Genomic DNA, 21401 nt, shown 5'->3' with positions numbered 1-21401 from the left:
GTAGCCAGGCGTGCCGGGGCGAAAGCCGCAACCGGCCCCGGCAAGGGGCCGGCCATGGCTCAGGGATCGGGCGGGCGCGGCAGTGGCTTGGCGTCGGGGATGTCCGGCGCGCCGCGCTGGACGTCCGCCTTGGCCACTACCGGCGCCGCCTCCGGCCGCCAGCTGTTGCCGCCTTTCCTCACCGGCGGCAGCGCCGGCCGGCTGGGGGGATGCCAGGGCGTGGCCGGGGTGGGGCGGCTGACGATGGGCCGGGCCGGCGGCGCGGCAGCCGCGGCGCGTGGCGCGGGAGGAGCGGCCGGTTCTGGAGCCGGCCACAGCCGCCAGGCCGCGCCGCCGGCCACCGCCATCAGCAGCGCGGCGGACCAGGCGCGGCGCCGGCTCACCAGCTCACCTGATCGTTCAGGCTGAGGCCGCCGCTGGCCGGCGTCGCCATGCTGCGGTTGCCGGAGAGGTTTTCCCAGCTGACGCTGCCGTCGGCGTTCTTGCGGTAGTACTTGTAGGCGATCCGCTGGCCGGCCGGCAGGTTGACGCTGTTCTGCCATAGCGGGTAGTTGGCCGGGTCCACCGGGAGGCCGAGGTCGGTGTTCCAGTTGCCCAGCGCGCGGGCGTTGCCGGTGATGTAAACCTGCTGGCCCCATTGGGTGGCGGCGTTGACGCTGATGCTGACCGGCGCCTCGCCGGCGTTGGGCGCGGCTGCGCAGTTGTGGTAGCGCGCGCATACCACTTGCGGAATGTCGACGATGCGGCCGGCGTGGATCGAGGCCAGCAGGCTGATGTATTCGCCCATCGCCCAGTTCAGCGGCGCCATCGACTTGGTGGGGGCGCCTGCTTGATAGCCGGCCGGCGTGGTAACCGCCCAGCCGTCCGGCAGCGTGGCGCTGTTGGACCATACCTGTTCCGGCAACATGCCTTCCGGCGTGGCCAGCAGCCTCAGCGTGGCGAAGTAGGGCTGGCCGGCGCTGCCTGCGCGCTGGCGGGCGATTTCGTAAATGCCGCGTTCGGCGGTGAAGATGGGCCACAGCCGGCCGGCGCCGCTGCCGTCGAAATCGTTGCCGTCGTTGTGTTCGCCGTAGCCGTCGAAGTTGTAGCGGAACCACGCGTTGGCGGGCAGCGCCGGCGCGCCCGGCAGCGCGAGGCTCTGCCCCAGCACGCTGTCGAACACGCCTATGGTGTTGGCGATGGTGGGGTCGTTGGCGCTTTTCACGCCCATCCGCACCAGTTCCAGGAAGCCGCCGTCCACCACCCGGCGCGCGTCGTGGCTGCCGCCGCCGTTCTTGATCGTCAAGGTCTGGGGAGTGTCCGGGCCGCTTTGCGGCGCGAAGCTGGCGCGGTCGGCGCCTGCGCCTGCGCGCGCGGCCGGGTTGATCCGCAGGTAGTAGCTGCCGTTGCCGAAGCTGCCGCTGCTGGTGTAGGTCCAGGCTGCGACATTCTCTTGCCAGTAGTCGGCGGCGGACAGATAGCGGCCGGCGCTGGCGTCGTCGCCGTTGTTGCGGGCGATGTCGGCGGCGGCCACCAGGCCGGCGATCTCGGCGGCGATGGTGGACGGCGAGTAGCCGGAGTTCTCTTCCCAGCGCTCCTGGTAGCTCCACGGTCCGGTGGCCACGATGTAGTCGGCGGTCAGCTTGATCTTGGGCCACAAGGGATTGGACACCGCCGGCCCCAGCCGCCAGGCCAGCAGGATGGGCATGGCCTGTTCGTCCATCTGGGTGCCTTGCCAGTAGGGCCAGCCGCTGACCCAGGCGTTCTGCGGGAAGCGGCCGATGCGGCTGTAGCCGGCCGCGCAGCCGGCGGCGTTGTATTCGGCCGTGCCGCAGTTGCTGGTTTGCTGCAGTGTATTGAACAGATAGCCCACCACGGTGGTGGCGCTGGCGCTGTCGCCGGCGGTGTAGAGCGCGTTGGCGAACTTGAACAGGTCGCGCGGCCATACCAGGTGGTAGCCGCCCTGGTTGGCGTCGCCCTGGGTTTCGCCCCATGGCGTGCCGATGCCGGCCACCATCGCGCCGTTGCTCTTGTCCTGCATGGTTTTCAGCGTCATCGCCGCCAGGTAGTAGCGGTCGTCGGCCAAGCCTCCCTGGCCGGACAGGCCGGCGGCATAGTTGTGCCAGCCATTGTCGTACTGCTGCTGCGCGGCGGTGAGGTCAGAATCCAGCGAGGCGGCGGCGGTATTGAGCGCGTCGCCCTGGCTGGCGCCGAAACCCAGCACCACGTCGAAGGACACGCTGGCGGCGGCGGGGTCGCCCAGGTCCAGCCAGCCCATCTGCGCGACGTTGCCGTTGGTCGCCGAGCTGTAGCTCCAGTTCATGGCGTTGTCGCCGCTGCCTATCAGGTCGGTCCAGCCGTCGCTGTGGCCGACGAAGCCGTTGGAGACCATGCTTTGGCCGTTCACAACCTTCCACTGCAGGCTGGCCAGCAGCGCCGAGGCGCGGCTGTTGTGGCTGGCGGCCAGCGCGTAGCCGCCGGCGGTTGCCACGGTCTGCGCGCTGTTGCCGCTGCCGGCGTTGTCCAGATAGGGCTTGAACAGCAGGTAGAGGTTGAAGTCTCCCACCGTGCGGCCGTTGAGCGCGGTGAAGGTGACGCGCTGCACCAACGCGTCATGGCTGGGGTCGGTGAAGATGCGCTTGCTGATCTGCCAGTTGTGGCCGGCGTTGCCGGTGCTGGCCAGCCAGCTCATGGTGCGGCTGTCGCTCTGGCTGGCCGAATAAGCCTGGCGCTTCTCTTCATCGACGAAGGTCTTGCCGGCGTCGCTGACCAAGAATTGCAGATCCACCGATTCCGGCGTGTCCAGCACCGGGTAGTACACCTCGGACACGATGCCGCGGTAGCCGGTGAAGTAGACGCGCGAGGAACTGCCCACCGCTGTGCCGAGGAAGGACTTGGCGGCCGGGCCGCGTACCGGGGCCTGGCCGGGAGAGCCGAATGCCTCATCGGCGCGGGCGAAGGGGTTGAATAAGCTGGCGATCAGAAGGCCCAGCAACGCCGGGCGGGCAAGGGATGGGTGAGGCATGGTGTTGTCTCCATTTGTAGTTTTGTCTGCCATTTACTACAGGTTTTGCCTGATGTAAATGTAGTTTTACTACTAAATATATCAAATAAATAGCAAATGTCATTTTTTGGTTGGTGTGAATGAAGGCGGCGCCGTTGTCTTATCGGCGCCAACCCTGTGCGGAGAGGACCCGGTAGTACGGTCAGCGATGGCCGGTGTTTGCGGCGCGCTAGTCAGAAAGGCCAGCTCTCGGCCGTGGCGAAATGGCTACGATGCGTGCAGCCGGTTTGCCGTCTGGCGACGCCGGTTTTGTTTATTTCCATCATTCAAGGGGATTGCCATGAGTCAAACCAAGATGGAGTCGAAAGCCGGCCTGCAGCCCAGGCATGGCCAGGTGTTCAAACCGGAGTCGCGCGGCCAGTTCTGCGTGGACGGCGTCAACGCCCAGTGTCCGCTGCAAAGCTGGCAGGTGAATGGCCTGGAGGGCGGCAAGTTCTTCCCGGCGGCCGCCGCTGGCCTGATGGATCCGCTGGCGCCGACCGATACCCCGAATGCGGCGCCGCCGGCCGACGGCAAGATCGCCAGCGCCGGCCAGGCGCACTCGGCGGTGCTGGACGAGCAAAGCGCCGAGCGCTGGCGCAAGCATCCGGTCAGGGCCGGGCAGGAGATGGAGTTCAAGTGGAGCTACCATGCCCGCCATCTGACCCGGCGCTGGAACTATTTCATCACCAAGGCCGACTGGAATCCGAACCAGCCGTTGACCCGCGCCCAGTTCGAGGCCACGCCGTTCCACAAAGTGGAGATGACTGCCCAGCCATACTGGGAGCACAGCGCCGAGCTGATGCCGCCGGAACCCACGATTCATATGATGCGCATGCCGCAACGCCAGGGTTACCACGTGGTGCTGGCGGTGTGGGAAGTCGCCGATACCGGCAATGCCTTCTATCAGGTGATCGATTTCGATTTCTCTTGAAGCGCGGATAGCTGACGCGGGCCAGGCGTCCCCGCCGGTTTTTCCGGCGGCCGCCCGGCCCGATCCTTTGCCGCCCGGCGGCGGCGTTGAGTAAAAATGGCAACACTTAATGGATGGCTTTGCATGCGATGGCTGACAGGCGTATCTTTAAGATGTATTATTTTTACATCTTAAGTTTGCAAGCCTCCTTCGCGAGGTATTTTTCGATCATTAAAGATGTATTTTATTTATATCTTATAAGGGGCAAAACATGCTGAGCGAACACACCCGTTCCCTGGTCAAGGCCACTGTGCCGGTGCTGCAACAACATGGCGTGGCGCTGACCAGCCATTTCTACCGCCGCATGTTCGAGCACAATCCGGAGCTGAAGCACCTGTTCAACCAGGGCCACCAGCACTCCGGCCAGCAGCAGCAGGCGCTGGCGATGGCGGTGCTGGCCTATGCCCAGCACATCGACGATCCGTCGCCGCTGCTGCCGGTGTTGACGCGGGTGGGGCACAAGCATGCCAGCTTGGGCATCCGCGCCGAGCACTATCCGGTAGTCGGCAAGCACCTGTTGGCTTCTATCCGCGAAGTGCTGGGCGAGGCCGCCAGCGACGAGTTGATCCAGGCCTGGGCCGAGGCCTATGGCCAGCTGGCGGGCCTGATGGCGGGAATAGAGAACGAGCTGTATCAGAGCACTACCGCCGGCGATGGCGGCTGGAGCGGCTGGCGGCCGTTCCGGGTGGTGCGCAAGGAGGCGGAGAGCGAGGAGATCACTTCCTTCTACTTACAGCCATCGGACTGCGGCGCGCTGCCCGTTTTCCGTCCCGGTCAGTATGTGTCGGTCAGGCATTTCGTGTCGGAGTGGGGGCTGAGCCAGCCGCGGCAGTACAGCCTGTCCGACGCGCCCAACGGCGTGCACCTGCGCATCTCGGTGAAGCGCGAGGATGCCGGCGCGGGCAAGCCGGCGGGGCGGATGTCCAATCTACTGCACGGCGAAGTGAATGTCGGCGACGTGCTGGACCTGAGCGCGCCGCAGGGCGATTTCTTCCTGAACGAGCAAGGCGATGGCCCGGTGGTGATGATCAGCGCCGGCGTCGGCCAGACGCCGATGCAGTCGATGCTGGGCCATTTGCTGGCCGGCGGCGGCCAGCGCGAAATCCGTTTCCTGCACGCGGCGCGCCACGGCGGCGCGCATGCGATGAAGCACAAAGTGCGCCAGTTGGCCGAGCGCCATCCACAGCTGAAACTGCATGTCTGCTACGAACAGCCGCGCGCGCAGGACGTGGCCGGCACGGATTACCACGCCGCGGGCCGGCTGCAGTTGTCGGACGTGAAGAGCCTGGCGCTGCTGCCGGACGCCGATTACTACCTGTGCGGCCCGCTGGGTTTCATGCACGCGCAGAAGGGCAGCCTGCTGGAGTGGGGCGTGCCGGCGGCGCGCATCCATTACGAGGTGTTCGGCTCCAATCCGTCTGCGGACTGAGCGCTGTCGCGGGTCGATTGAGGCGGCGCGCCAATCCGGGGTATGCTGCCGCCCATTGATTCATGTGAAAACCATCGATGCGACCATCACCATGCAACTGACCCGCTTCACCGACCTCGGCCTGCGCGTGCTGATGTACCTGACCGGCCTGGAGGCCGGCCAACTGGCCACCATTCCGGAGATCGCCGAGCGCTTCGCCATCTCGCGCAACCATCTGGTGAAGGTGGTGCATTTCATGGCACAGCAGGGTTGGCTGGCCACCAGCCGCGGCAAGGGCGGCGGGCTGGCGCTGGCCAGGCCGCCGGAGCACTTCCGGCTGGGCCAGGTGGTGCGCGCGCTGGAGGGCTTGTCGCAACTGATAGACTGCGCCGAGCCGCCATGCGCGCTCTACGGCGGCTGTCGGCTGAAGGGCGCGCTGGACGCGGCCTTGCTGGTGTTTTTCCAGACGCTGGACGGCTACACCCTGCGCGACATCATCGCCAGTCCCACCGGCGAGGCCATCATCCGCATGCACCGCGGCTTGTCGGCCTTTCAGGCCGAAGGTGGCCCCTTTCGCTCCACCGCCTCGCCGCCCGGATCGGGCAGGTAGCGCGAGGCCTGCGGCTTTCGGCGCCTGGCCGGCTCCACCTGCAATGGCGCCCCGGCCGCGCCGACGGAATGAGGAAGGGAAATAATGGAGATGCTATCTGGTTTGCTGCGGACAACTGGCCTGTTTGTCCTGACCGCGCTGGCGGAAATTCTTGGCTGCTATCTGCCCTGGCTGGTGTTGCGCCAGGGCAGGCCGATGTGGTTGTTGTTGCCGGCGGCGGCTGCGCTGGCGCTGTTCGCCTGGCTGCTGACGCTGCACCCCACCGCCGCAGGCCGCACCTACGCCGCGTACGGCGGCGTGTACGTGGTGGTGGCGCTGGGCTGGCTGTGGCTGGTGGACGGCGTCCAGCCCAGCCGCTGGGACGCGCTGGGCGCCGCCATCGTGCTGGCCGGCATGGCGGTGATCATGCTGGCGCCGCGCGGTTGAACTTAGCGGGCTATTTCAATGCGGCGGTAGCCGCGCGCATCCAGCCCGCGCCGGCGTAGCGCCGCATTGGCGGGGTCCGTGACGAGGCGTGCAACCAGCGTCGCCGTCAGCATGCTCAGTAATAGAAATACCGCCAGCCAAGGAAGGCCCGTGGCGAAGCTCAACTGATCCTTGTTGACCAGATTACGCAATAGCGCCAGCACGATGATGTGAAACAGATAGAGTTCATAGCTGCGCCGGCCCAGCCAGCGCAGTGGCGCGCTCAGGCGCAGCCGCCATATCCCCGGTGAGGATGCGTGGGCCGAACCGATTAGCCAGCAGGCGCTGGTCAGGGCAAGCAGCGAGAAGCCTGCGATTTGATGGCCGTCGATGCCCTGCAGGTAGACGGCCGATATCGACAGCGCCGCCAACAGTCGCAATCCGGCTGCTGTCCGGTCGGAGAGGGTGACGCGATGCGACAGCAAAGCGGCCAGGCAGCCGATGGCGATGGCGTCGAAACAGGCGAAATAGCCATACAAATAGAAAATCTCATTGTTCAGATTGGCGGCGCGGTACAACGGGCCGGCGATAACCAGTCCTAGGCAGACCAGCGCCAGCATCCAGGTGCGGCCCAACAACGGGCAGAGCAGTGGCAGAGTCAGATAGAACATTTCCTCCACCGCCAGGGCCAGCAGCAGCGGTAGCAGAATGCGGGCAAAGCGCAGGATATAGAATGCGCGCAGTTCCATCGCGGGCAGTTTTTCCGCCGCCGCCGGCCGGCTGGGCTTGACCAAGCCGGCGGCCTGCAGAGCCAGCCGCAGGGCCTGCTGCGCCTCAGCGTGCCGATGGCCTTCGGCCGTTTGCACCTGTCGCCGCTAGTGCCGCAGTTCCTGCGAGAGCATCCGGGCATCCAGTTGGACATGGCGATGGACGACAGGATGGTGGATCTGGTGGAGGGCGGCTACGACCTGGCCATCCGCATCGGCAATCTGCCGGACAACCGCATGGTGGCGCGCCGCCTGGCGCCGTGCCGGGTGGTGATGTGCGCATCGCCGGACTATCTGGCGGCGCATGGCGCGCCCCGGCATCCGGCCGAGCTGGTCAGCCACAACTGCATCCATTATTCCGATTACCGCGGTGGCGCCAGCTGGGTGTTCGGCGGACCGGACGGACCGCACAAGGTACAGCCGCGCGGCAATTACCAGGTCAACAACAGCGAAGCGCGCCGCAACGCGCTACTGGCGGGGCTGGGCATCTGCGAGATGCCCACCTTCATCGTCGGGCCGGATCTGCTGGCTGGCCGTTTGCAGGCGGTCCTGCAGGACTACCCGCTACCGCTGCATGCGATCTATGCGGTGTTTCCCGAGCGGCGGCAGGTGGCGGCCAAGGTGCGCGCCTTCGTCGATTGCATCGAACAGCGGCTGGGACGGGATGCTCCGGACTGGGACCAGGGCCTGAGAATCTGGTCTAGCGGGACCGGCTGATTCATACTGCGTTTCTTTGTCGTCGCTCCGGAGCCTTGCATGTCCGAACTCCATCAAACCGCCCTGGTCTGGCTGCGCCGCGATCTGCGGCTGGAAGACCATGCCGCCTTGTACCATGCGCTCAAATCCAGCCGCGCCGCGCTGCCGGTATTCATTTTTGACCGCGCCATCCTGGATGGGCTGCCGCGCGATGACCGCCGCGTCGATTTCATCTGGCAAAGCGTGGCGGCGCTGAAGGCGGAATTGCAGGCGCTGGGCGGCGATCTGCTAGTGCGCCACGGTCTGCCGGCCGAGGAGATTCCGCGCTTGGCTGTCGAGCTGGGCGCTCAGGCGGTGTTCTGCAACCATGATTACGAGCCGGCGGCGCGGGCGCGCGACGCCGAGGTGGAGCGGCGGCTGGCGCGGCAGGGCGTGGCGATGTTCAGCTTCAAGGACCAGGTGGTGTTCGAGCGCGACGAGGTGCTGACCGGCGCCGGCAAGCCGTTCGGGGTGTTCACGCCGTACAAGAACGCCTGGCTGAAGAAGCTGACGCCGTTCTACCTGCAGGCCTACCCGGTGCGGCGCTATCTGCGGTCCTTGATGCCGCGGACGGCCGAGCCGATGCCGCCGCTGACCGATATCGGCTTTCGCGCGAGCGATTTGGACTCGCTGCCGGTTCAGCCGGGCTCGGCCGGCGCGGAGGCGCTGTTTGCCGACTTCGCCGGCCGAATCGATCATTACCAGGCGGCGCGCGATTTTCCCGCGGTGAAGGGTGTGTCCTATCTCAGCGCCCACCTGCGTTTCGGCACGATTTCCATCCGCCAGCTGGCGGCCTACGCCTGGCATGAGGGCAGCGCGGGCGCCATGTGCTGGCTGGGCGAGCTGATCTGGCGCGACTTCTATCAACAGGTGCTATGGCACCGGCCGGAGGTGGCAGAGCATGCGTTCAAGCCGGAGTACGACGCGCTGCCGTTTCCCAACAATCCGGAGTGGTTCGCAGCCTGGCGCGAGGGCCGCACCGGTTATCCGCTGGTGGATGCGGCGATGCGCCAGCTCAACCGCAGCGGCTATATGCACAACCGGCTGCGGATGGTGGCGGCGAGTTTCCTGGTGAAGGACCTGCTGATAGATTGGCGCTGGGGCGAAAAATACTTCGCAGAGAAGCTGCTGGACTTCGATCTGGCGGCCAACAACGGCGGTTGGCAGTGGGCGGCCAGCACCGGCTGCGACGCCCAGCCGTACTTTCGCATCTTCAATCCGGTCAGCCAGAGCGAGAAGTTCGATGCCGCCGGCCGCTTCATCCGCCGCTACGTGCCGGAGCTGTCGCGGCTGCCGGACAAGCTGATCCACGCCCCGTGGCAGGCCAAGGCGGAACAGCTGGCGGCGGCCGGGATCCAGTTGGGGCGCGATTATCCGCATCCCATCGTAGACCACGCGGTGCAGCGCTTGCTGGCGCTGGCGCTGTTCAAACGCTGAGGCCATCCTGCCACTGGCCATCCTGCAATAGCTGGCGGCGGTAGCGCTCCGGCGAATCGCCCAGCTGTTTCTGGAACATGGCGATGAAGGCGGACGGGGTGGCATAGCCCAGCGCCGCGGAAATATCTTGCACGCTGTCGCCCTGCTTCAGCCGCGACAGCGCCTCCAGCAACCGCGCCCGGGCGCGCCATTGGCCGAAGCTCATCCCCAGTTCGCGTTGAAACAGCCGCGCCAGCGTGCGCTCGGTGCTGAACACCTGTTCCGCCCACTGCTTGAGCGTGGTGGCGTCGGCCGGATCTTGGCGTATCGCCTGCAGGATCGGTTGTAGCAGCCGCTGGGCGCTGTCCGGCAGATAGCTTTCCTCGTGGCTGGCGCGCACCAGCCTTTCCACCAGCAGCTCGGCCTGGCGCGTGTCCCATGGGTCGGATATCACGGTGATCTGGCGCTGGCAGAAATCGTCGAGCAGCGCGCGGATCAGCGACGTCTGTTCGATCAGGCAGATATGCGCCGGCAACCGCGCTGCCTGTTCGCGATTGATGTAGATCGAGGTGTAGTGCATGGCGTGGCGGATATAGGCGGCATGTGGCACTTCGGCCGGCGTCCACAACAGGTATTGCGCCGGAGCCACCACCCGCCGGTCTTCCAGCAACAGCTCCATCAGTCCCAGGCTGATGCGGCTCAACTGCCCCCAGCGGTGGCGGTGGCGGCCGAATTCGCTGTGGGGGGCGAAGCGGTGGTAGCGGAAGGTCAGCGGCGCCGGTTCCGCCAGTCCCTGATCCACCAGAAAGTATTCAGCGTCCATCTTGTCGGATTTGCCTCAGCATCTTGTCTGTTTTGAATTATATAGCCGGTAACGGACGGTACTAGAATAGCAGGGTCGAATATTTGCCGGAGGCTGCGATGGCCATGCTGTTCCCCTTGCTGGCGGTGCTGATCTGGGCCGCCAATACCGTTGTTTCCAAGGCTGCCGCCCAGGTGCTGGACCCGGCGGCGATCTCCTTCTACCGCTGGCTGCTGGCGGCGCTGATCTTGACGCCGTTCTGCCTGCGCCCGCTGTGGCGTTTGCGCCATGAATTGCGCCCCTGGCTGGGCAAATTCCTGCTGTTGTCGGCGCTGGGCATGGTGATGTTCCAGTGCCTGGCCTATTATGCCGCGCACAACACCACTGCCACCAATATGGGCGTGATCACCGCGCTGGTGCCGCTGCTGGGCCTGGTATTGAACGCGCTGGCGTTCCGCCAGCCGGTGGGCGGGCAGGCCTGGTTCGGCGTGGCGGTGTCGCTGGCCGGCGTGCTGTATCTGCTGGGGCACGGCAATCCGCTGGGGCTGATCGCCAATGGCATCAACCACGGCGACGCGCTGATGCTGTCGGGCGCCGCCGCCTATGCTCTGTACGGCATTTTGCTGCGGCGCTGGGCGCCGCCTTTCGGCGCCTGGCTCAATCTTTATCTGCAGGTGGGCATGGCGGTATTGTTGCTGGCGCCGTTGACCTTGACCGCCGACAGCATGGCGATTCCGGCGCGCGGCGTCGGCCTAGTGTTGTTCGCCGGCATAGGCTCGTCGGTGCTGGCGGCTTATCTGTGGATGCGCGGCATCCAGCGGTTGGGCAGCGAGCGCACCGCCATCTTCATGAACCTGCTGCCTTTGTTCACCGCGCTGATGGCCAGCGCGACGCTGGGCGAAACCATCCATTCCTACCACTGGCTGGGCGGCGGCATGATTCTGCTGGGGGTGGTGCTGGGACAGGGCATGCTGCGGCTGAAAACGGCTGGCAGGCCGGCTTTTGTAAATAAATAATACAAATCGTTCACAAAAAATTTACTGTGTGATTTTGGCGTTTTGTTGCGTGAAAATCGCAATCGGAGCGCCAATTTTTTTCTTTTGGCGAATGCGAGGTTGTCTTGTGGCAGCTTGCCGCCAACCGCGCTGCCGCGCCGCAAAATCTTGATGTCATCGGGTGGTTGACGATGATTTCGCCGCGGGATTAACATCTCGCCGTTTTCGTTACTGGGGGCTGATGCCTTGGAAAGTTGCAGTAGTAGTTGGTTAACGACAGGGTCGTGCCGACCGGCAAAGGCATAGCTTCCATTCTGAATGGCCGCTGTCTTGCCGCGAGGCGAGACGGTGCGCATCTTGAGCGGTCCATCCGGGCCGCCGCCGCGTATCCACCCATACCATTGTTGCTAGTTACTGCTTGATTACTGCGTCCTGCCATGTACTGGGCGCCGAGTCAGGCTTGCGCATGTCGTGTCTGCACCGGGCGGGACTTTCATGTCTTCCGCCATCGCAGCCGCGTTCGTGCCCGCATGCCTTCGTTTGCTTGCAAAACGACGGGCGGTCCTCCCTTGGCCGCCGGTCGGGAGATAACAATGACCAATCCAATCAAAAACGAAGCTGTACTGGATAGCGCCCACGTCGGCGACATCCGCGGTGCTTTCGGCACCATCCGCCATGGCGATGTGGCGGCCCGCAAAGGCGTCTGGCAGCGTCTGCGCACGCTGATGGCCATCCTGGGCCCTGGCCTGATCGTGATGGTGGGCGACAACGACGCCGGCGCTTTCAGCACTTATTCGCAGGCCGGCCAGAATTACGGCACGTCGTTGCTGTGGACGCTGATCCTGCTGATCCCGGTGCTGTATGTGAATCAGGAAATGGTGCTGCGCCTGGGCGCCGTCACTGGCGTCGGCCATGCGAGGCTGATCCTGGAGCGCTTCGGCAAGTTCTGGGGCGCCTTCAGCGCCATCGACCTGTTCCTGCTCAACGCGCTGACCATCGTCACCGAGTTCATCGGCATCACCCTTGCCTTGCAGTATCTGGGGCTGCCCAAGGAGTGGGGGGTGGTGGCGTCCGCGGTGCTGGTGATGGCCGCGGCCAGTACCGGCGACTTCCGCCGCTTCGAGCGCTTCTCGATGATACTGGTGGTGTTCAGCCTGCTGTTGGTGCCGGTATTCATGATGGTGCATCCGCCGCTGGCGCAGATCGGCCATGACCTGTTTGTGCCGGGCATGCCGGCCGGCGGCAAGATGTCCGACGTGATGCTGCTGATCATCGGCATCGTAGGCACCACCGTGGCGCCGTGGCAGCTGTTCTTCCAGCAAAGCTATGTGATAGACAAGCGCATCACCCCGCGTTTCATCAAGTATGAGCGCGCTGACCTGTGGCTGGGCATCGTAATGGTGTTGATCGGTGCCATCGCCATCATCGCGATGGCCGCCGCGCTGTTCGCCGGCAAGCCGGAATTCGGCAATTTCCAGGACGCGGGCGCGGTTGCCGCCGGGCTGGGCAAATACCACAGCCATCTGGCCGGGGTGTTGTTCTCGGTCGCGCTGATCGACGCCAGCCTGATCGGCGCCAGCGCGGTGTCGCTGTCCACCGCCTACGCGCTGGCCGACGTGCTGAACATGAAGCACTCGCTGCACCGCAAACCGACCGATGCGCGCGCCTTCTACCTGGTGTACTTCCTGCTGATCGCCGGCGCCGCCGCGCTGGTGTTGATTCCGGGCGTGCCGCTGGGCCTGCTGACCAATGCCGTGCAAACGCTGGCCGGCGTGCTGTTGCCGTCCGCTTCCGTTTTCCTGCTGTTGCTGTGCAATGACAAGGAAGTACTGGGTCCGTGGGTGAACGGCCGCTGGACCAATCTGTTCACCGGCGCCGTCGCCGCGGTGCTGGTGCTGTTGTCGGTGATTCTGACCGCTTCGGTGCTGTGGCCGGACATCAGCAGCCAGACCATCATCAACATCCTGGTGGGCGGCGGCATCGTTGGCGGCATCGTGGTGATCGCCGCTCACACCGTCAAGCTGCGCCGCGACGCCGAAACCGGCGCCGATCTGGCGGAGGAGGCCAAGCCGACCAAGCTGTACCTGCACAACTGGCGCATGCCGCCGCTGGCGCAGCTCAAGCCCATGGTGCTGTCGCGCACCAACCGGCTGTGGATGGGTGTATTGCGCGGCTATCTGGTCGTGGCTGTCATCATGGTGGTGTACAAGGTGACAGAGCTCGCCTTGCTAGCCCACTGAGAGGCGGGTTAAGGTGTGGCCGGCGACGTGGAATTTGGCGCCGCCGGCGGTGTGGAAGCCGCCCCTCGTGGGCGGTTTTCGCATTAGGGCCTGGGCATGGTGGTTTTCATGGAAAGCCACGATGCGCGTACCTTATATATCAACACTCAACAAGCAGGAGGACGCATGCATTACAACCTGCATAATCTGTTCGATATCGACCTGTTCGGCATGTTGCATACCTTGGTCTGTCTGGCGACGGCTTTCATCTCCGGCACGGTGATCGGCCTGGAGCGGCAATACCGGCAACGTACCGCCGGCTTGCGCACCAACGCGCTGGTGGCGGTGAGCGCGGCGGCCTTTGTCAATATGGCCTTGCAACTGGATGGCACCGGCAGCGCGGCCAGAGTGGTGGCCTATGTGGTGTCCGGCGTCGGTTTTCTCGGCGCGGGCACCATCATGAAGGAAGGCCTGAACGTGCGCGGCCTGAATACCGCCGCCACGCTGTGGGGCTCGGCGGCCACCGGCGCTTGCGCCGGCGCCGGCATGCTGGGCCAGGCTTTTCTCACCACGCTGTTCGTGCTGGCGGTGAACACGCTGCTGCGGCCGGTGGTGAACTCCATCAATCGCCGCCCGATCGACGACGAGACCAGCGAAGTCACTTATCAGCTGTGCGTGATCGCCAGCCGCGACGAGCAGAAGCGGGCGTTGGCGCAGGTGGGCGAGCTGTTGGAGCAGGCCAACTACCCGGTGGGCGATCTGGATGTGGAGTCGTTCAGCGACGACGAGGTGGAGATGACTGCCACCCTGCTGGCGACATCGGTGGATTCCGATGAACTGGACCGCATCGCCGCCGCGCTGGCCGCCCATCCCTACATCAGCCAGGCGTATTGGAATACCAGCACCAGCGAGTAATACGCTGCTTTTTGCGCAAGGCCGCAGCCGCCGCGACTTCCGTCCGGCGGCTGTTTTTGTTGCGGGCGGGCGCGGCGCAGGATGGTTGGCGATGAGATCGTCCGCATGCCTTGTCCGGGATCAAAGTTGGTGACGGACAGTGATACAATTCAGACAGGTTTTTAGTTGTCGCGCGGCGCCGGAATTGCGGGGGCGCCGGTGCGGCGGGGTAATCCACGGGCGGCCGCATCGGCGCCCGGTTTCTCGAGACAGCCTTATGACCATCATCCGGCAGGACGACTTCATTCAGAGCATCGCCGATGCTTTCCAGTACATCAGCTGTTATCACCCGAAAGACTATATCGACGCGCTGTACCAGGCCTACCTGAACGAGGAAAGCGTCGCCGCCAAGGACGCGATGGCGCAGATCCTGGTCAACAGCCGCATGTGCGCCGAAGGGCAGCGTCCCATTTGCCAGGATACCGGCATCGCCGTGGTATTCCTCAAGGTGGGCATGCAAGTGCAATGGGACGCCACCCTCAGCGTGCAGGAGATGGTCAACGAAGGCGTGCGCCGCGCCTACAACCATCCGGACAACAAGCTGCGCGCCTCGGTGCTGCTGGACCCGGCCGGCAAGCGCCAGAACTCCAAGGACAACACCCCGGCGGTGGTCCACTTCGAGATCGTCGAAGGCGACCAGCTGGACGTGATCTGCGCGGCCAAGGGCGGCGGCTCGGAGAACAAGTCCAAGATGGTGATGCTCAATCCATCCGACTCCATCGTCGATTGGGTGTTGAAGACGCTGCCGACCATGGGCGCGGGCTGGTGTCCGCCGGGCATTCTCGGCCTGGGCATAGGCGGCACGCCGGAAAAGGCGATGCTGCTGGCGAAAGAGTCGCTGATGGACCACGTCGACATCCACGAACTGAAGGCCAAGGCGGCTGGCGGCGCGGAATTGTCCCGCGTCGAGCAACTGCGTCTGGAGCTGTTCGAGAAGGTCAATGCGCTGGGCATAGGCGCGCAGGGCCTCGGCGGCCTGACCACCGTGCTGGACGTCAAGATCCTGGATTATCCGACCCACGCGGCGTCCTTGCCGGTGGCGATGATCCCCAACTGCGCGGCCACCCGCCACATCCATTTCCATCTGGACGGCAACGGCCCGGCGTATTTGGAGCCGCCTAAGCTGGAAGACTGGCCGGACATCACCTACGACCCTTCCAACGGCAAGCGGGTGAACCTCGACAACATCACCCGCGAAGAAGTGGCCAGCTGGCAGCCGGGTGACGTGCTGCTGCTCAACGGCAAGATACTTACCGGCCGCGACGCCGCCCACAAGCGCATGATTGACCTGCTGAACAAGGGCGAGAAGCTGCCGGTGGACTTCACCAACCGCTTCATCTATTACGTCGGCCCGGTGGATCCGGTGCGCGACGAAGTGGTCGGCCCGGCCGGCCCCACCACCGCCACCCGGATGGACAAGTTCACCCGCCAGATGCTGGAGCAGACCGGTCTTCTGGGCATGATAGGCAAGGCCGAGCGCGGCCCGGCGGCGATCGAGGCGATCAAGGACAACAAGGCGGTGTACCTGATGGCGGTCGGCGGTTCGGCTTATCTGGTGTCCAAGGCGATCAAGGCGTCCCGCGTGGTGGGCTTCGCCGATCTCGGCATGGAGGCGATCTACGAGTTCGAGGTCAAGGACATGCCGGTGACGGTGGCGGTGGATTCCTGTGGCACCTCGGTGCACAACACCGGCCCGGCGGAGTGGCGGGTGAAGATAGGCAAGATTCCGGTGAGTATCGGTTGATATCCGCGAGTTCATAGGCTCGATGTCGGCAATGCCGTTCGCTTGTATCCAGTGGACGGCATTTTTTATTCTGTTTCGGCGGCGGGGCGCGACGCCTGACAGCTTGTGCTGCCTAAGAGATCCCGGCTGAGGAGATATTCTGCAGGGCGGTTTTTATGGTGATAAATGGCGGAGCCTAGGTTGTCCCGCTGCCATTGCTGAACTTCCTGGCGCGGATTGCCACTGTTTTCAGGCTAGCATGGCCTGCAATCAAGCAGTATTTTTATGGCAAATAAATTTAATATTCAATTATTAAGTTATTTTATTATTTTAATACCATAGAGATGGTAACGGCAGCATTTGCCCCACCCACTGCGGGCACCGCATCGGTGTCGCGGTGTTGTGGATGAGCGTTTTCTTTAAACCATTGATTTTTAATTGATATTGTCGTCGTGTGAAATCGATTGAGAGTGTCCTGCTGTTGTTGTAGAGTGGCGGCACTAGTGAGAGAATATGAAAGAAAAAACGCGGTTGGGCTTGCAAATGCCGTGGTTACAGCATAAATACTGAAAATGTTTTCGGCATTGTTTCAGTGGTTCTACCTAGCGAGTAATGAATATGGCCCCCGGTTCCGTAGCAACCTTCAGCCTGTACGCCGATCTGTACGCGCGTTATCGTCCTTCCTACCCGGAAGAGTTGTACGGTTGGCTGCTGCCGTTGTGTCCCGGTTACCAGCGGGCGTGGGATTGCGCTACCGGCAGCGGCCAGACCGCGGTCCGGCTGGGCGAGAGCTTTGCCCGCGTCGATGCCACCGATATCAGCTCTACCCAATTGTCGGTTGCCGAACCGCATACCCAGGTGTATTACCGCGAGTGCCCGGCGGAGGTGACGCCGTTCGACGATGATTGTTTCGATCTGGTCTGCGTGTCGCAGGCCTTGCACTGGTTCCACCACCCTTCGTTCTGGCCAGAGGTGCAGCGGGTCTTGAAGCCGGGCGGGATTTTTGCCGCCTGGGGTTATCACCATTGCGTGGTGACGCCGGAAATAGACCGCGCCTGCAGCGTGTTGTGGTCCATCATCGAACCGTTCTGGTCCAGCCGCTGCCAGCTGCTGTGGGATGACTTCCGCAGCAGCGGCTGTCCATTGCCGCTGCTCAAGGCGCCCTGTTTCACCATCAGCAATGATTGGACGCTGGAGCACTTTCTGGGTTTTCTCAACACCACTTCCGCCAGCAAGCTGTGCAAGCAGGCACTGGGGGAGAATATCCTGGACGACGCCTGTCTGCGCATTGCGCGCGCCTGGGGCTTGCCCAGCCAGACGCGGCGGGTGGAACTGCCGCTGCACCTGATGGTGGCGCGCAAGGATATGCCACGGGATTTTTCCGTTTACGGTTGAGTCAACGCCGGCGCTCGTATTCGGCCTGCAGGTCGGACAGCAGGATGTTGAGCGCGTCCGACGAGCGCACCAGTTCCAGCAGCGACACCGCCAGCGAGCCTATCATGCTCAGCAGGCTTGCGCCGAAAGTGATTTCTCCCCACGCCTGCCAGCCGGTGTAAACCTGAAACATCGCCACCGTGCACAAGAACAGGCTGGCGATGCCGAGAAACTGCATCCATTTTATCAGCGTGATGCGGGTGCGCAGATTGCCGATCTGGCGCAGGATTTTCGGGTCCTGGCTGTCGCGGTATTCTTCGTACAGATTGCGGATGATGCCGGCCAGGCCGAGGAAGCGGTTGGTGTAGGCCAGCAATAGCAGGGAGATGGCGGGAAACAGCAGCGCCGGGGTGCTCAGGGTCAGTGCGGAATGCATCAGGAGTTCTCGTCTATCCATACGTCGACGCCAGTGCGGGTGGCGTCGAACAGTTCAATCACATCGTGGTTCTTCATGCGGATGCAGCCCAGCGAACTGGGTGTTCCCCATGGTACATGATCACCGGCGCCGTGGATGTAGATGGCGCGATCATAGCTGTCGACATCACCGCCCTGATTCAATCCCGGCTCCTGGCCGCACAGCCACAGGATGCGGGTAAGGATCCAGTCCTTGTTCGGATATTGCGCGTGCAGCTCCGGCGTGTATTTCCATGGCGTGATCTGGCGGCGGAAGATGATGGTGTTTTCCGCCGCGCCGTCGCCTATGCGCTGGCAGACGGTGTGCCAGCCGCGCGGCGTCTGGTAGCTGCCGCTGCTTTCGCCCACGCCGTTCTTCGCCGTGGACACCAGATATCGCTTCTGCTGTAGACCCCAGCCATCGAACAGCCGCAGGCTTTGCGACTTCACTCCCACCCAGATCCAGGGCGCGCCGTAATGGCGCGGATTGGCGTGGGTTTCCCGCAGCGGCGCGTCGGTTTGCGCCTGCAGCAGCATGGCGGCCGGACTGTCGTTCGCCTGGCAGGCCAGGGAGAAGCCGCATAGCAGGATAGCGGCAGGGACGCGCATTCAATCCTCCTTGTTTTGTCGGCGAAGCTGGAAGAAAGCGGATAGTTGTTCCGCGCAGCGTTCGGCCTCGATGCCGCCGAAAACCGCCGCATGGTGGTTCAACTGCGCATTGGCGAACAAATCGACGGTGCTGCCAGCCGCGCCGGTCTTGGCATCGCGCGCGCCGTACAGCACGCGGGCTATGCGGGCGTGCAGGATAGCGCCGCTGCACATCGGGCAGGGTTCCAGCGTCACGTACAGGTCGCAGCCATCCAGCCGGTAATTGCCCAGATGCCGCGCGGCGTCGCGCAGCGCCAGCATCTCGGCATGAGCGGAAGGGTCGTGCAGGCCTATCGGTTGATTATAGCCGCGGCCTACCACCATCCCATTTTTCACCACCACTGCGCCTACCGGCACTTCCCCCTCGACGGCGGCCAGTTCCGCCAATTGCAGCGCCTGCAGCATGAAGCCGCGGCGGCTGGCCTCATCCGGCGGCAGCGCTACCGGAGGATGGCTGGCCAACTGCTGCAACAGGGCTGCCCGGTCTCCGTCGTTCAATTGCTGCCAATGTATGCCACGGGCGGCGGCTTCCAGCGCGAACAGCAGGCGGCGGGTGACGGTGTGGCCGGCGGCCTTCAGTTGCAGAAAGGCCGTGACGGCGCCGCGCTGCTGCAATTGCGGGCGGGTGCGGATGTTCAGGCTGGCAAGCCAGCCTATGGCGGCGGGAGGAAGCGGCGGGGAGCTGAGTGTCACGGCAATGGGCTATCGGGATGTGGTTTAACGCTAGCTGCTGGCGCGAGGTTTTGCAGCCGACGCGGCAAGGTACACCGAAACGCCGCCGCTTGCCAGCGCGGATTGGATGGGCGGCTTCCGCTCAAGCATCGGCGCTTGTGGCCGATATGAAAAGCATAAACACTAAAAAAGAAGCATGCCATGTCCGTGATATCGTCAGCAACCGCCGGGCTGTCGCCCATTGCCGTCAGGCAGGCGGCGCAGTCCGCATCCAAGCCTGCATCTATTCCACCTTCGAACCCTCTGGACTCTATGGCCGGCAATGCCGCTGCCCCATCCGCTGGGGGCGCGTTCCGGGGGCTGGAGCAAAGCCTGTTGGCGATAGCCAATCGCAGCAAGGTGTTCTGGCCGGCGTCGTCAAAGCCCAAGGGGCAGGTGGACCCCTTCATGAAGGAAATGTTGAAGAAAAAGGTGGAAATGCTGCAGTGGATGATGCGTACCGCCGGCCACGACAAGGGCAGCCTCAAGGCGCTGGCGGCCCAGTTGGCCCAGGTGGCGCGCGAGTTGAAGCAACTGGTTGGCGATGCGCAGGGCGGAGGCGACGATACGCAGATATCGGCGAATATCGCCGCGCCGGCCAGTGCGGATGCCTCCGCTGCCGCTTCCGGCGGGCAGGGCGCGCTTGCTGCCGGAGCGGATGGCTCCGCCGATGGCGGGGATGCCGAAAACGATGCGCCGGCAGACCCCGAGGCCGAGGCTGCTGCCAGTGCCAGTGCCAGTGCCAGTGCCAGTGCCAGCGCCAGCGCCACGGTTGCCGCTTCAGCCGGCGGCGGGACCAGCGCGGACGCGGGGGGCGAGGCTGGCTCAGGCGGGAAAGATGCGAGCGGCAGCCAGGTTGCCGCGTCGTCTGGCTCCGCGAAAGCGGGGAATGGCGCAAGCGCCGATCCTGACGTCATGCAGATGCTGCAGACGCTGAAAGCGATTCAGAGTTGGTTGAAGCAGCAGACGAGGCAGATGCGCGGCAGCGACCGGGAGCTGTCGGAGAACCTGGACAAGACGGACAAGGCGTTGCATGGAGTCGATCAATTGCTGGCCGGCCAGCCCGACGATGCCGGCTTCGACGACCTGCGGATCAACATCGATCAGGGGAGCATGTCGTCGCTGGGGGCGACCAGCGCCTGAGGCTCAGCGCCGCAGCCAGCGCCGGGCCAGCCGCCATAACAGCCAACCGCTGCCGCCGGCTTTCAGCAGCCGGCGCAGCCTGGCCGAAGGTATCCAGTCCTCCAGCAATGAAAGCCAGCGTTGCAACTGCCGGTTTTCAGCCAAGAGACCAACGCTGGCTCCCGCAGCCTGCCATGGCTGGCACAGCCTCTCCTTCTCCAGTCTGAGCTTGAGGCGCAGCGCCTCTCCCTTCATCAGCAGCAGTTGTTTCCTCAGTGCGCGGTCTTGCGGACTCATTTGGGCTCCTGTCCGGACATGGCGCCCCAATCCTTGCGCAGCTCCTGTATGGTGAGGGCGAAGGCTGGACCCTGGCGGAGCAGGCGGCGGCGCAATTGCCACAGCAGCAGCAGGCTGCCGCCTATGAACAGCAGCGCCATGCTGGCCATTGCCCATGCCTTGAATGCGACAGGAGTCAGTATCCACAGCAAGAACAGGGTGGCCAGCAGGCCTATGGCCAGCAAAATCAACGCCAGCATGCCGCTGAACAGGTTGGCCAGGATTTCGTCCTTCAATTCCTGGGCTTCCAGCGTCAACAGCTCGGCACGGGTCAGTAGCAGCGAAACCACCCCATCGGCAAATGAGCTCAGGCTGCCGGGGTGGTGAGAGTGCTGTTTTTCAGACATGGGCGGGGCGCGGACTCAGCGGCGGGAAACCAGCATGCCCAGCAGGAAGCCGACGCCGGCAGCGATGCTGATCGACTTCCACGGATTTTCATGCACGTACTGATCGGTTGCCTTGACCGCCTCCTTGGCTTTGCCGACCACCACTTGCTCGGCCTCCACCAGCTTGGCCTTGGCCACGGTCAGCTTGTCGGCCAGCCGTTTGCGCAATTCCTTGCTTTGCTGGCTGCCATCGTCGATGGTGGCATTCAGCAACTCCTCCGTGCTGGCCAGCACCTGGCGCACGTCATCCAGTAACTGTTCTTTTTCCTTGGCAATTGCGGCAGTAGACATAGCAAGCTCCTGGCGAATGAAAATAAGGAAGAATCGGGACGGCGCGGGTTT

Annotated in this window: 22 protein-coding genes; 12 read left to right on the top strand and 10 right to left on the bottom strand. The window is 64.0% G+C overall.

Annotated elements, in window-relative coordinates; genetic code table 11:
* Positions 1-59: 59 nt before the first annotated feature.
* Together BI344_RS00440 and BI344_RS00435 are read right to left on the bottom strand one after the other, a co-directional pair.
* Positions 60-383: a hypothetical protein gene (locus BI344_RS00440; protein ID WP_206600301.1), complete on the bottom strand. Its 324-nt coding sequence runs from the start codon at positions 381-383 to the stop codon at positions 60-62.
* Complete coding sequence (locus tag BI344_RS00435; protein WP_083370007.1) at positions 380-3004, bottom strand: glycoside hydrolase family 15 protein; 2625 nt, start codon at positions 3002-3004, stop codon at positions 380-382. The genes BI344_RS00440 and BI344_RS00435 overlap by 4 nt, the downstream gene beginning before the upstream one ends.
* A gap of 319 nt (positions 3005-3323) precedes the next feature.
* Here BI344_RS00435 and BI344_RS00430 point away from each other — a divergent pair, with 319 nt between their 5' ends.
* The 4 genes from BI344_RS00430 to BI344_RS00415 all read left to right on the top strand — a co-directional run bounded on the left by BI344_RS00430 (position 3324) and on the right by BI344_RS00415 (position 6439).
* The gene (locus tag BI344_RS00430; RefSeq protein ID WP_071111014.1) at positions 3324-3956 is read left to right on the top strand and encodes a lytic polysaccharide monooxygenase auxiliary activity family 9 protein; all 633 of its coding nucleotides are present in this window, start codon (positions 3324-3326) and stop codon (positions 3954-3956) included.
* Between the two features lie 250 nt (positions 3957-4206).
* Positions 4207-5424: an NO-inducible flavohemoprotein gene (hmpA, locus tag BI344_RS00425; protein ID WP_071111013.1), complete on the top strand. Its 1218-nt coding sequence runs from the start codon at positions 4207-4209 to the stop codon at positions 5422-5424.
* 64 nt (positions 5425-5488) lie between these two features.
* A complete protein-coding gene (locus BI344_RS00420) occupies positions 5489-6013 on the top strand; it encodes an Rrf2 family transcriptional regulator (protein ID WP_239690831.1) in 525 nt (174 codons plus the stop codon).
* An 84-nt stretch (positions 6014-6097) separates the two neighbouring features.
* On the top strand, positions 6098-6439 hold the full coding sequence (locus tag BI344_RS00415; RefSeq protein ID WP_193430940.1) for a YnfA family protein: 342 nt from the start codon (positions 6098-6100) through the stop codon (positions 6437-6439).
* Positions 6440-6441: 2 nt separating this feature from the next.
* On the opposite strand, the gene BI344_RS00410 is transcribed toward BI344_RS00415, so the two are convergent.
* A complete protein-coding gene (locus BI344_RS00410; protein WP_083370006.1) occupies positions 6442-7212 on the bottom strand; it encodes an acyltransferase family protein in 771 nt (256 codons plus the stop codon).
* Here BI344_RS00410 and BI344_RS00405 point away from each other — a divergent pair.
* Together BI344_RS00405 and BI344_RS00400 are read left to right on the top strand one after the other, a co-directional pair.
* Positions 7147-7902, top strand: a complete 756-nt coding sequence (locus BI344_RS00405) for a substrate binding domain-containing protein (RefSeq protein WP_338152207.1) — start codon at positions 7147-7149, stop codon at positions 7900-7902. The genes BI344_RS00410 and BI344_RS00405 overlap by 66 nt on opposite strands.
* 39 nt (positions 7903-7941) lie before the next feature.
* Positions 7942-9357, top strand: coding sequence for a cryptochrome/photolyase family protein (locus tag BI344_RS00400; RefSeq protein WP_071111012.1), 1416 nt, complete (start codon positions 7942-7944; stop codon positions 9355-9357).
* On the opposite strand, the gene BI344_RS00395 is transcribed toward BI344_RS00400, so the two are convergent.
* Positions 9347-10159 carry an AraC family transcriptional regulator gene (locus BI344_RS00395; protein ID WP_071111011.1) on the bottom strand — a complete coding sequence of 271 codons (813 nt, stop codon included), beginning with the start codon at positions 10157-10159 and terminating at the stop codon, positions 9347-9349. The two genes, BI344_RS00400 and BI344_RS00395, sit on opposite strands and share 11 nt — an antisense overlap.
* Positions 10160-10257: 98 nt before the next feature.
* On the opposite strand from BI344_RS00395, the gene BI344_RS00390 reads away from it, so the two are divergent.
* The 5 genes from BI344_RS00390 (at position 10258) to BI344_RS00370 (ending at position 17424) form a co-directional block, all read left to right on the top strand.
* Entirely contained in the window at positions 10258-11154 is an 897-nt protein-coding gene (locus BI344_RS00390) for a DMT family transporter (protein WP_071111010.1), read from the top strand.
* A gap of 572 nt (positions 11155-11726) precedes the next feature.
* Positions 11727-13373: an Nramp family divalent metal transporter gene (locus tag BI344_RS00385; RefSeq protein ID WP_071111009.1), complete on the top strand. Its 1647-nt coding sequence runs from the start codon at positions 11727-11729 to the stop codon at positions 13371-13373.
* A gap of 165 nt (positions 13374-13538) precedes the next feature.
* Complete coding sequence (locus tag BI344_RS00380; protein WP_071111008.1) at positions 13539-14267, top strand: MgtC/SapB family protein; 729 nt, start codon at positions 13539-13541, stop codon at positions 14265-14267.
* Between the two features lie 256 nt (positions 14268-14523).
* Positions 14524-16050: a fumarate hydratase gene (locus BI344_RS00375; protein WP_071111007.1), complete on the top strand. Its 1527-nt coding sequence runs from the start codon at positions 14524-14526 to the stop codon at positions 16048-16050.
* A 591-nt stretch (positions 16051-16641) separates the two neighbouring features.
* Complete coding sequence (locus BI344_RS00370) at positions 16642-17424, top strand: class I SAM-dependent methyltransferase (protein ID WP_083338727.1); 783 nt, start codon at positions 16642-16644, stop codon at positions 17422-17424.
* A gap of 1 nt (position 17425) precedes the next feature.
* On the opposite strand, the gene BI344_RS00365 is transcribed toward BI344_RS00370, so the two are convergent.
* From BI344_RS00365 to tadA, 3 genes are read right to left on the bottom strand one after another with little or no spacing between them, the layout of a single operon-like run.
* Complete coding sequence (locus tag BI344_RS00365; RefSeq protein WP_071111005.1) at positions 17426-17839, bottom strand: DUF2721 domain-containing protein; 414 nt, start codon at positions 17837-17839, stop codon at positions 17426-17428.
* Positions 17839-18465 carry a L,D-transpeptidase gene (locus BI344_RS00360; protein WP_071111004.1) on the bottom strand — a complete coding sequence of 209 codons (627 nt, stop codon included), beginning with the start codon at positions 18463-18465 and terminating at the stop codon, positions 17839-17841. The genes BI344_RS00365 and BI344_RS00360 overlap by 1 nt, the downstream gene beginning before the upstream one ends.
* Positions 18466-19197, bottom strand: a complete 732-nt coding sequence (tadA, locus tag BI344_RS00355) for a tRNA adenosine(34) deaminase TadA (protein WP_071111003.1) — start codon at positions 19195-19197, stop codon at positions 18466-18468. It abuts the gene before it with no gap.
* Positions 19198-19551: 354 nt separating this feature from the next.
* On the opposite strand from tadA, the gene BI344_RS00350 reads away from it, so the two are divergent.
* A complete protein-coding gene (locus BI344_RS00350; RefSeq protein ID WP_139166834.1) occupies positions 19552-20358 on the top strand; it encodes a hypothetical protein in 807 nt (268 codons plus the stop codon).
* A gap of 3 nt (positions 20359-20361) precedes the next feature.
* On the opposite strand, the gene BI344_RS00345 is transcribed toward BI344_RS00350, so the two are convergent.
* The 3 genes from BI344_RS00345 to BI344_RS00335 are packed head-to-tail and all read right to left on the bottom strand — an operon-like array spanning position 20362 to position 21350.
* A complete protein-coding gene (locus BI344_RS00345; RefSeq protein ID WP_071111001.1) occupies positions 20362-20634 on the bottom strand; it encodes a hypothetical protein in 273 nt (90 codons plus the stop codon).
* Positions 20631-21020: a phage holin family protein gene (locus BI344_RS00340; RefSeq protein ID WP_071111000.1), complete on the bottom strand. Its 390-nt coding sequence runs from the start codon at positions 21018-21020 to the stop codon at positions 20631-20633. Before BI344_RS00340 ends, BI344_RS00345 begins: the two co-directional genes overlap by 4 nt.
* Before the next feature lie 15 nt (positions 21021-21035).
* Positions 21036-21350, bottom strand: coding sequence for an ElaB/YgaM/YqjD family protein (locus BI344_RS00335; RefSeq protein WP_071110999.1), 315 nt, complete (start codon positions 21348-21350; stop codon positions 21036-21038).
* Between the last annotated feature and the right edge of the window lie 51 nt (positions 21351-21401).

This window comes from Chromobacterium sphagni (genome assembly GCF_001855555.1).
Taxonomy (GTDB): Bacteria; Pseudomonadota; Gammaproteobacteria; order Burkholderiales; family Chromobacteriaceae; genus Chromobacterium; species Chromobacterium sphagni.
The sequence above is the reverse complement of the archived record's forward strand: the minus strand, read 5'-3'. Positions and strand labels throughout refer to the sequence as shown.

Bases quoted from the DNA above. Each gene is read 5' to 3' on its own strand.
- BI344_RS00435 (WP_083370007.1), bottom strand. From the start codon at position 3,004: ATGCCTCACCCATCCCTTGCCCGCCCGGCGTTGCTGGGCCTTCTGATC.
- BI344_RS00430 (WP_071111014.1), top strand. From the start codon at position 3,324: ATGAGTCAAACCAAGATGGAGTCGAAAGCCGGCCTGCAGCCCAGGCAT.
- hmpA (WP_071111013.1), top strand. From the start codon at position 4,207: ATGCTGAGCGAACACACCCGTTCCCTGGTCAAGGCCACTGTGCCGGTG.
- BI344_RS00415 (WP_193430940.1), top strand. From the start codon at position 6,098: ATGGAGATGCTATCTGGTTTGCTGCGGACAACTGGCCTGTTTGTCCTG.
- BI344_RS00400 (WP_071111012.1), top strand. From the start codon at position 7,942: ATGTCCGAACTCCATCAAACCGCCCTGGTCTGGCTGCGCCGCGATCTG.
- BI344_RS00395 (WP_071111011.1), bottom strand. From the start codon at position 10,159: ATGGACGCTGAATACTTTCTGGTGGATCAGGGACTGGCGGAACCGGCG.
- BI344_RS00390 (WP_071111010.1), top strand. From the start codon at position 10,258: ATGGCCATGCTGTTCCCCTTGCTGGCGGTGCTGATCTGGGCCGCCAAT.
- BI344_RS00385 (WP_071111009.1), top strand. From the start codon at position 11,727: ATGACCAATCCAATCAAAAACGAAGCTGTACTGGATAGCGCCCACGTC.
- BI344_RS00380 (WP_071111008.1), top strand. From the start codon at position 13,539: ATGCATTACAACCTGCATAATCTGTTCGATATCGACCTGTTCGGCATG.
- BI344_RS00375 (WP_071111007.1), top strand. From the start codon at position 14,524: ATGACCATCATCCGGCAGGACGACTTCATTCAGAGCATCGCCGATGCT.
- BI344_RS00370 (WP_083338727.1), top strand. From the start codon at position 16,642: ATGAATATGGCCCCCGGTTCCGTAGCAACCTTCAGCCTGTACGCCGAT.
- BI344_RS00365 (WP_071111005.1), bottom strand. From the start codon at position 17,839: ATGCATTCCGCACTGACCCTGAGCACCCCGGCGCTGCTGTTTCCCGCC.
- BI344_RS00360 (WP_071111004.1), bottom strand. From the start codon at position 18,465: ATGCGCGTCCCTGCCGCTATCCTGCTATGCGGCTTCTCCCTGGCCTGC.
- BI344_RS00345 (WP_071111001.1), bottom strand. From the start codon at position 20,634: ATGAGTCCGCAAGACCGCGCACTGAGGAAACAACTGCTGCTGATGAAG.
- BI344_RS00340 (WP_071111000.1), bottom strand. From the start codon at position 21,020: ATGTCTGAAAAACAGCACTCTCACCACCCCGGCAGCCTGAGCTCATTT.
- BI344_RS00335 (WP_071110999.1), bottom strand. From the start codon at position 21,350: ATGTCTACTGCCGCAATTGCCAAGGAAAAAGAACAGTTACTGGATGAC.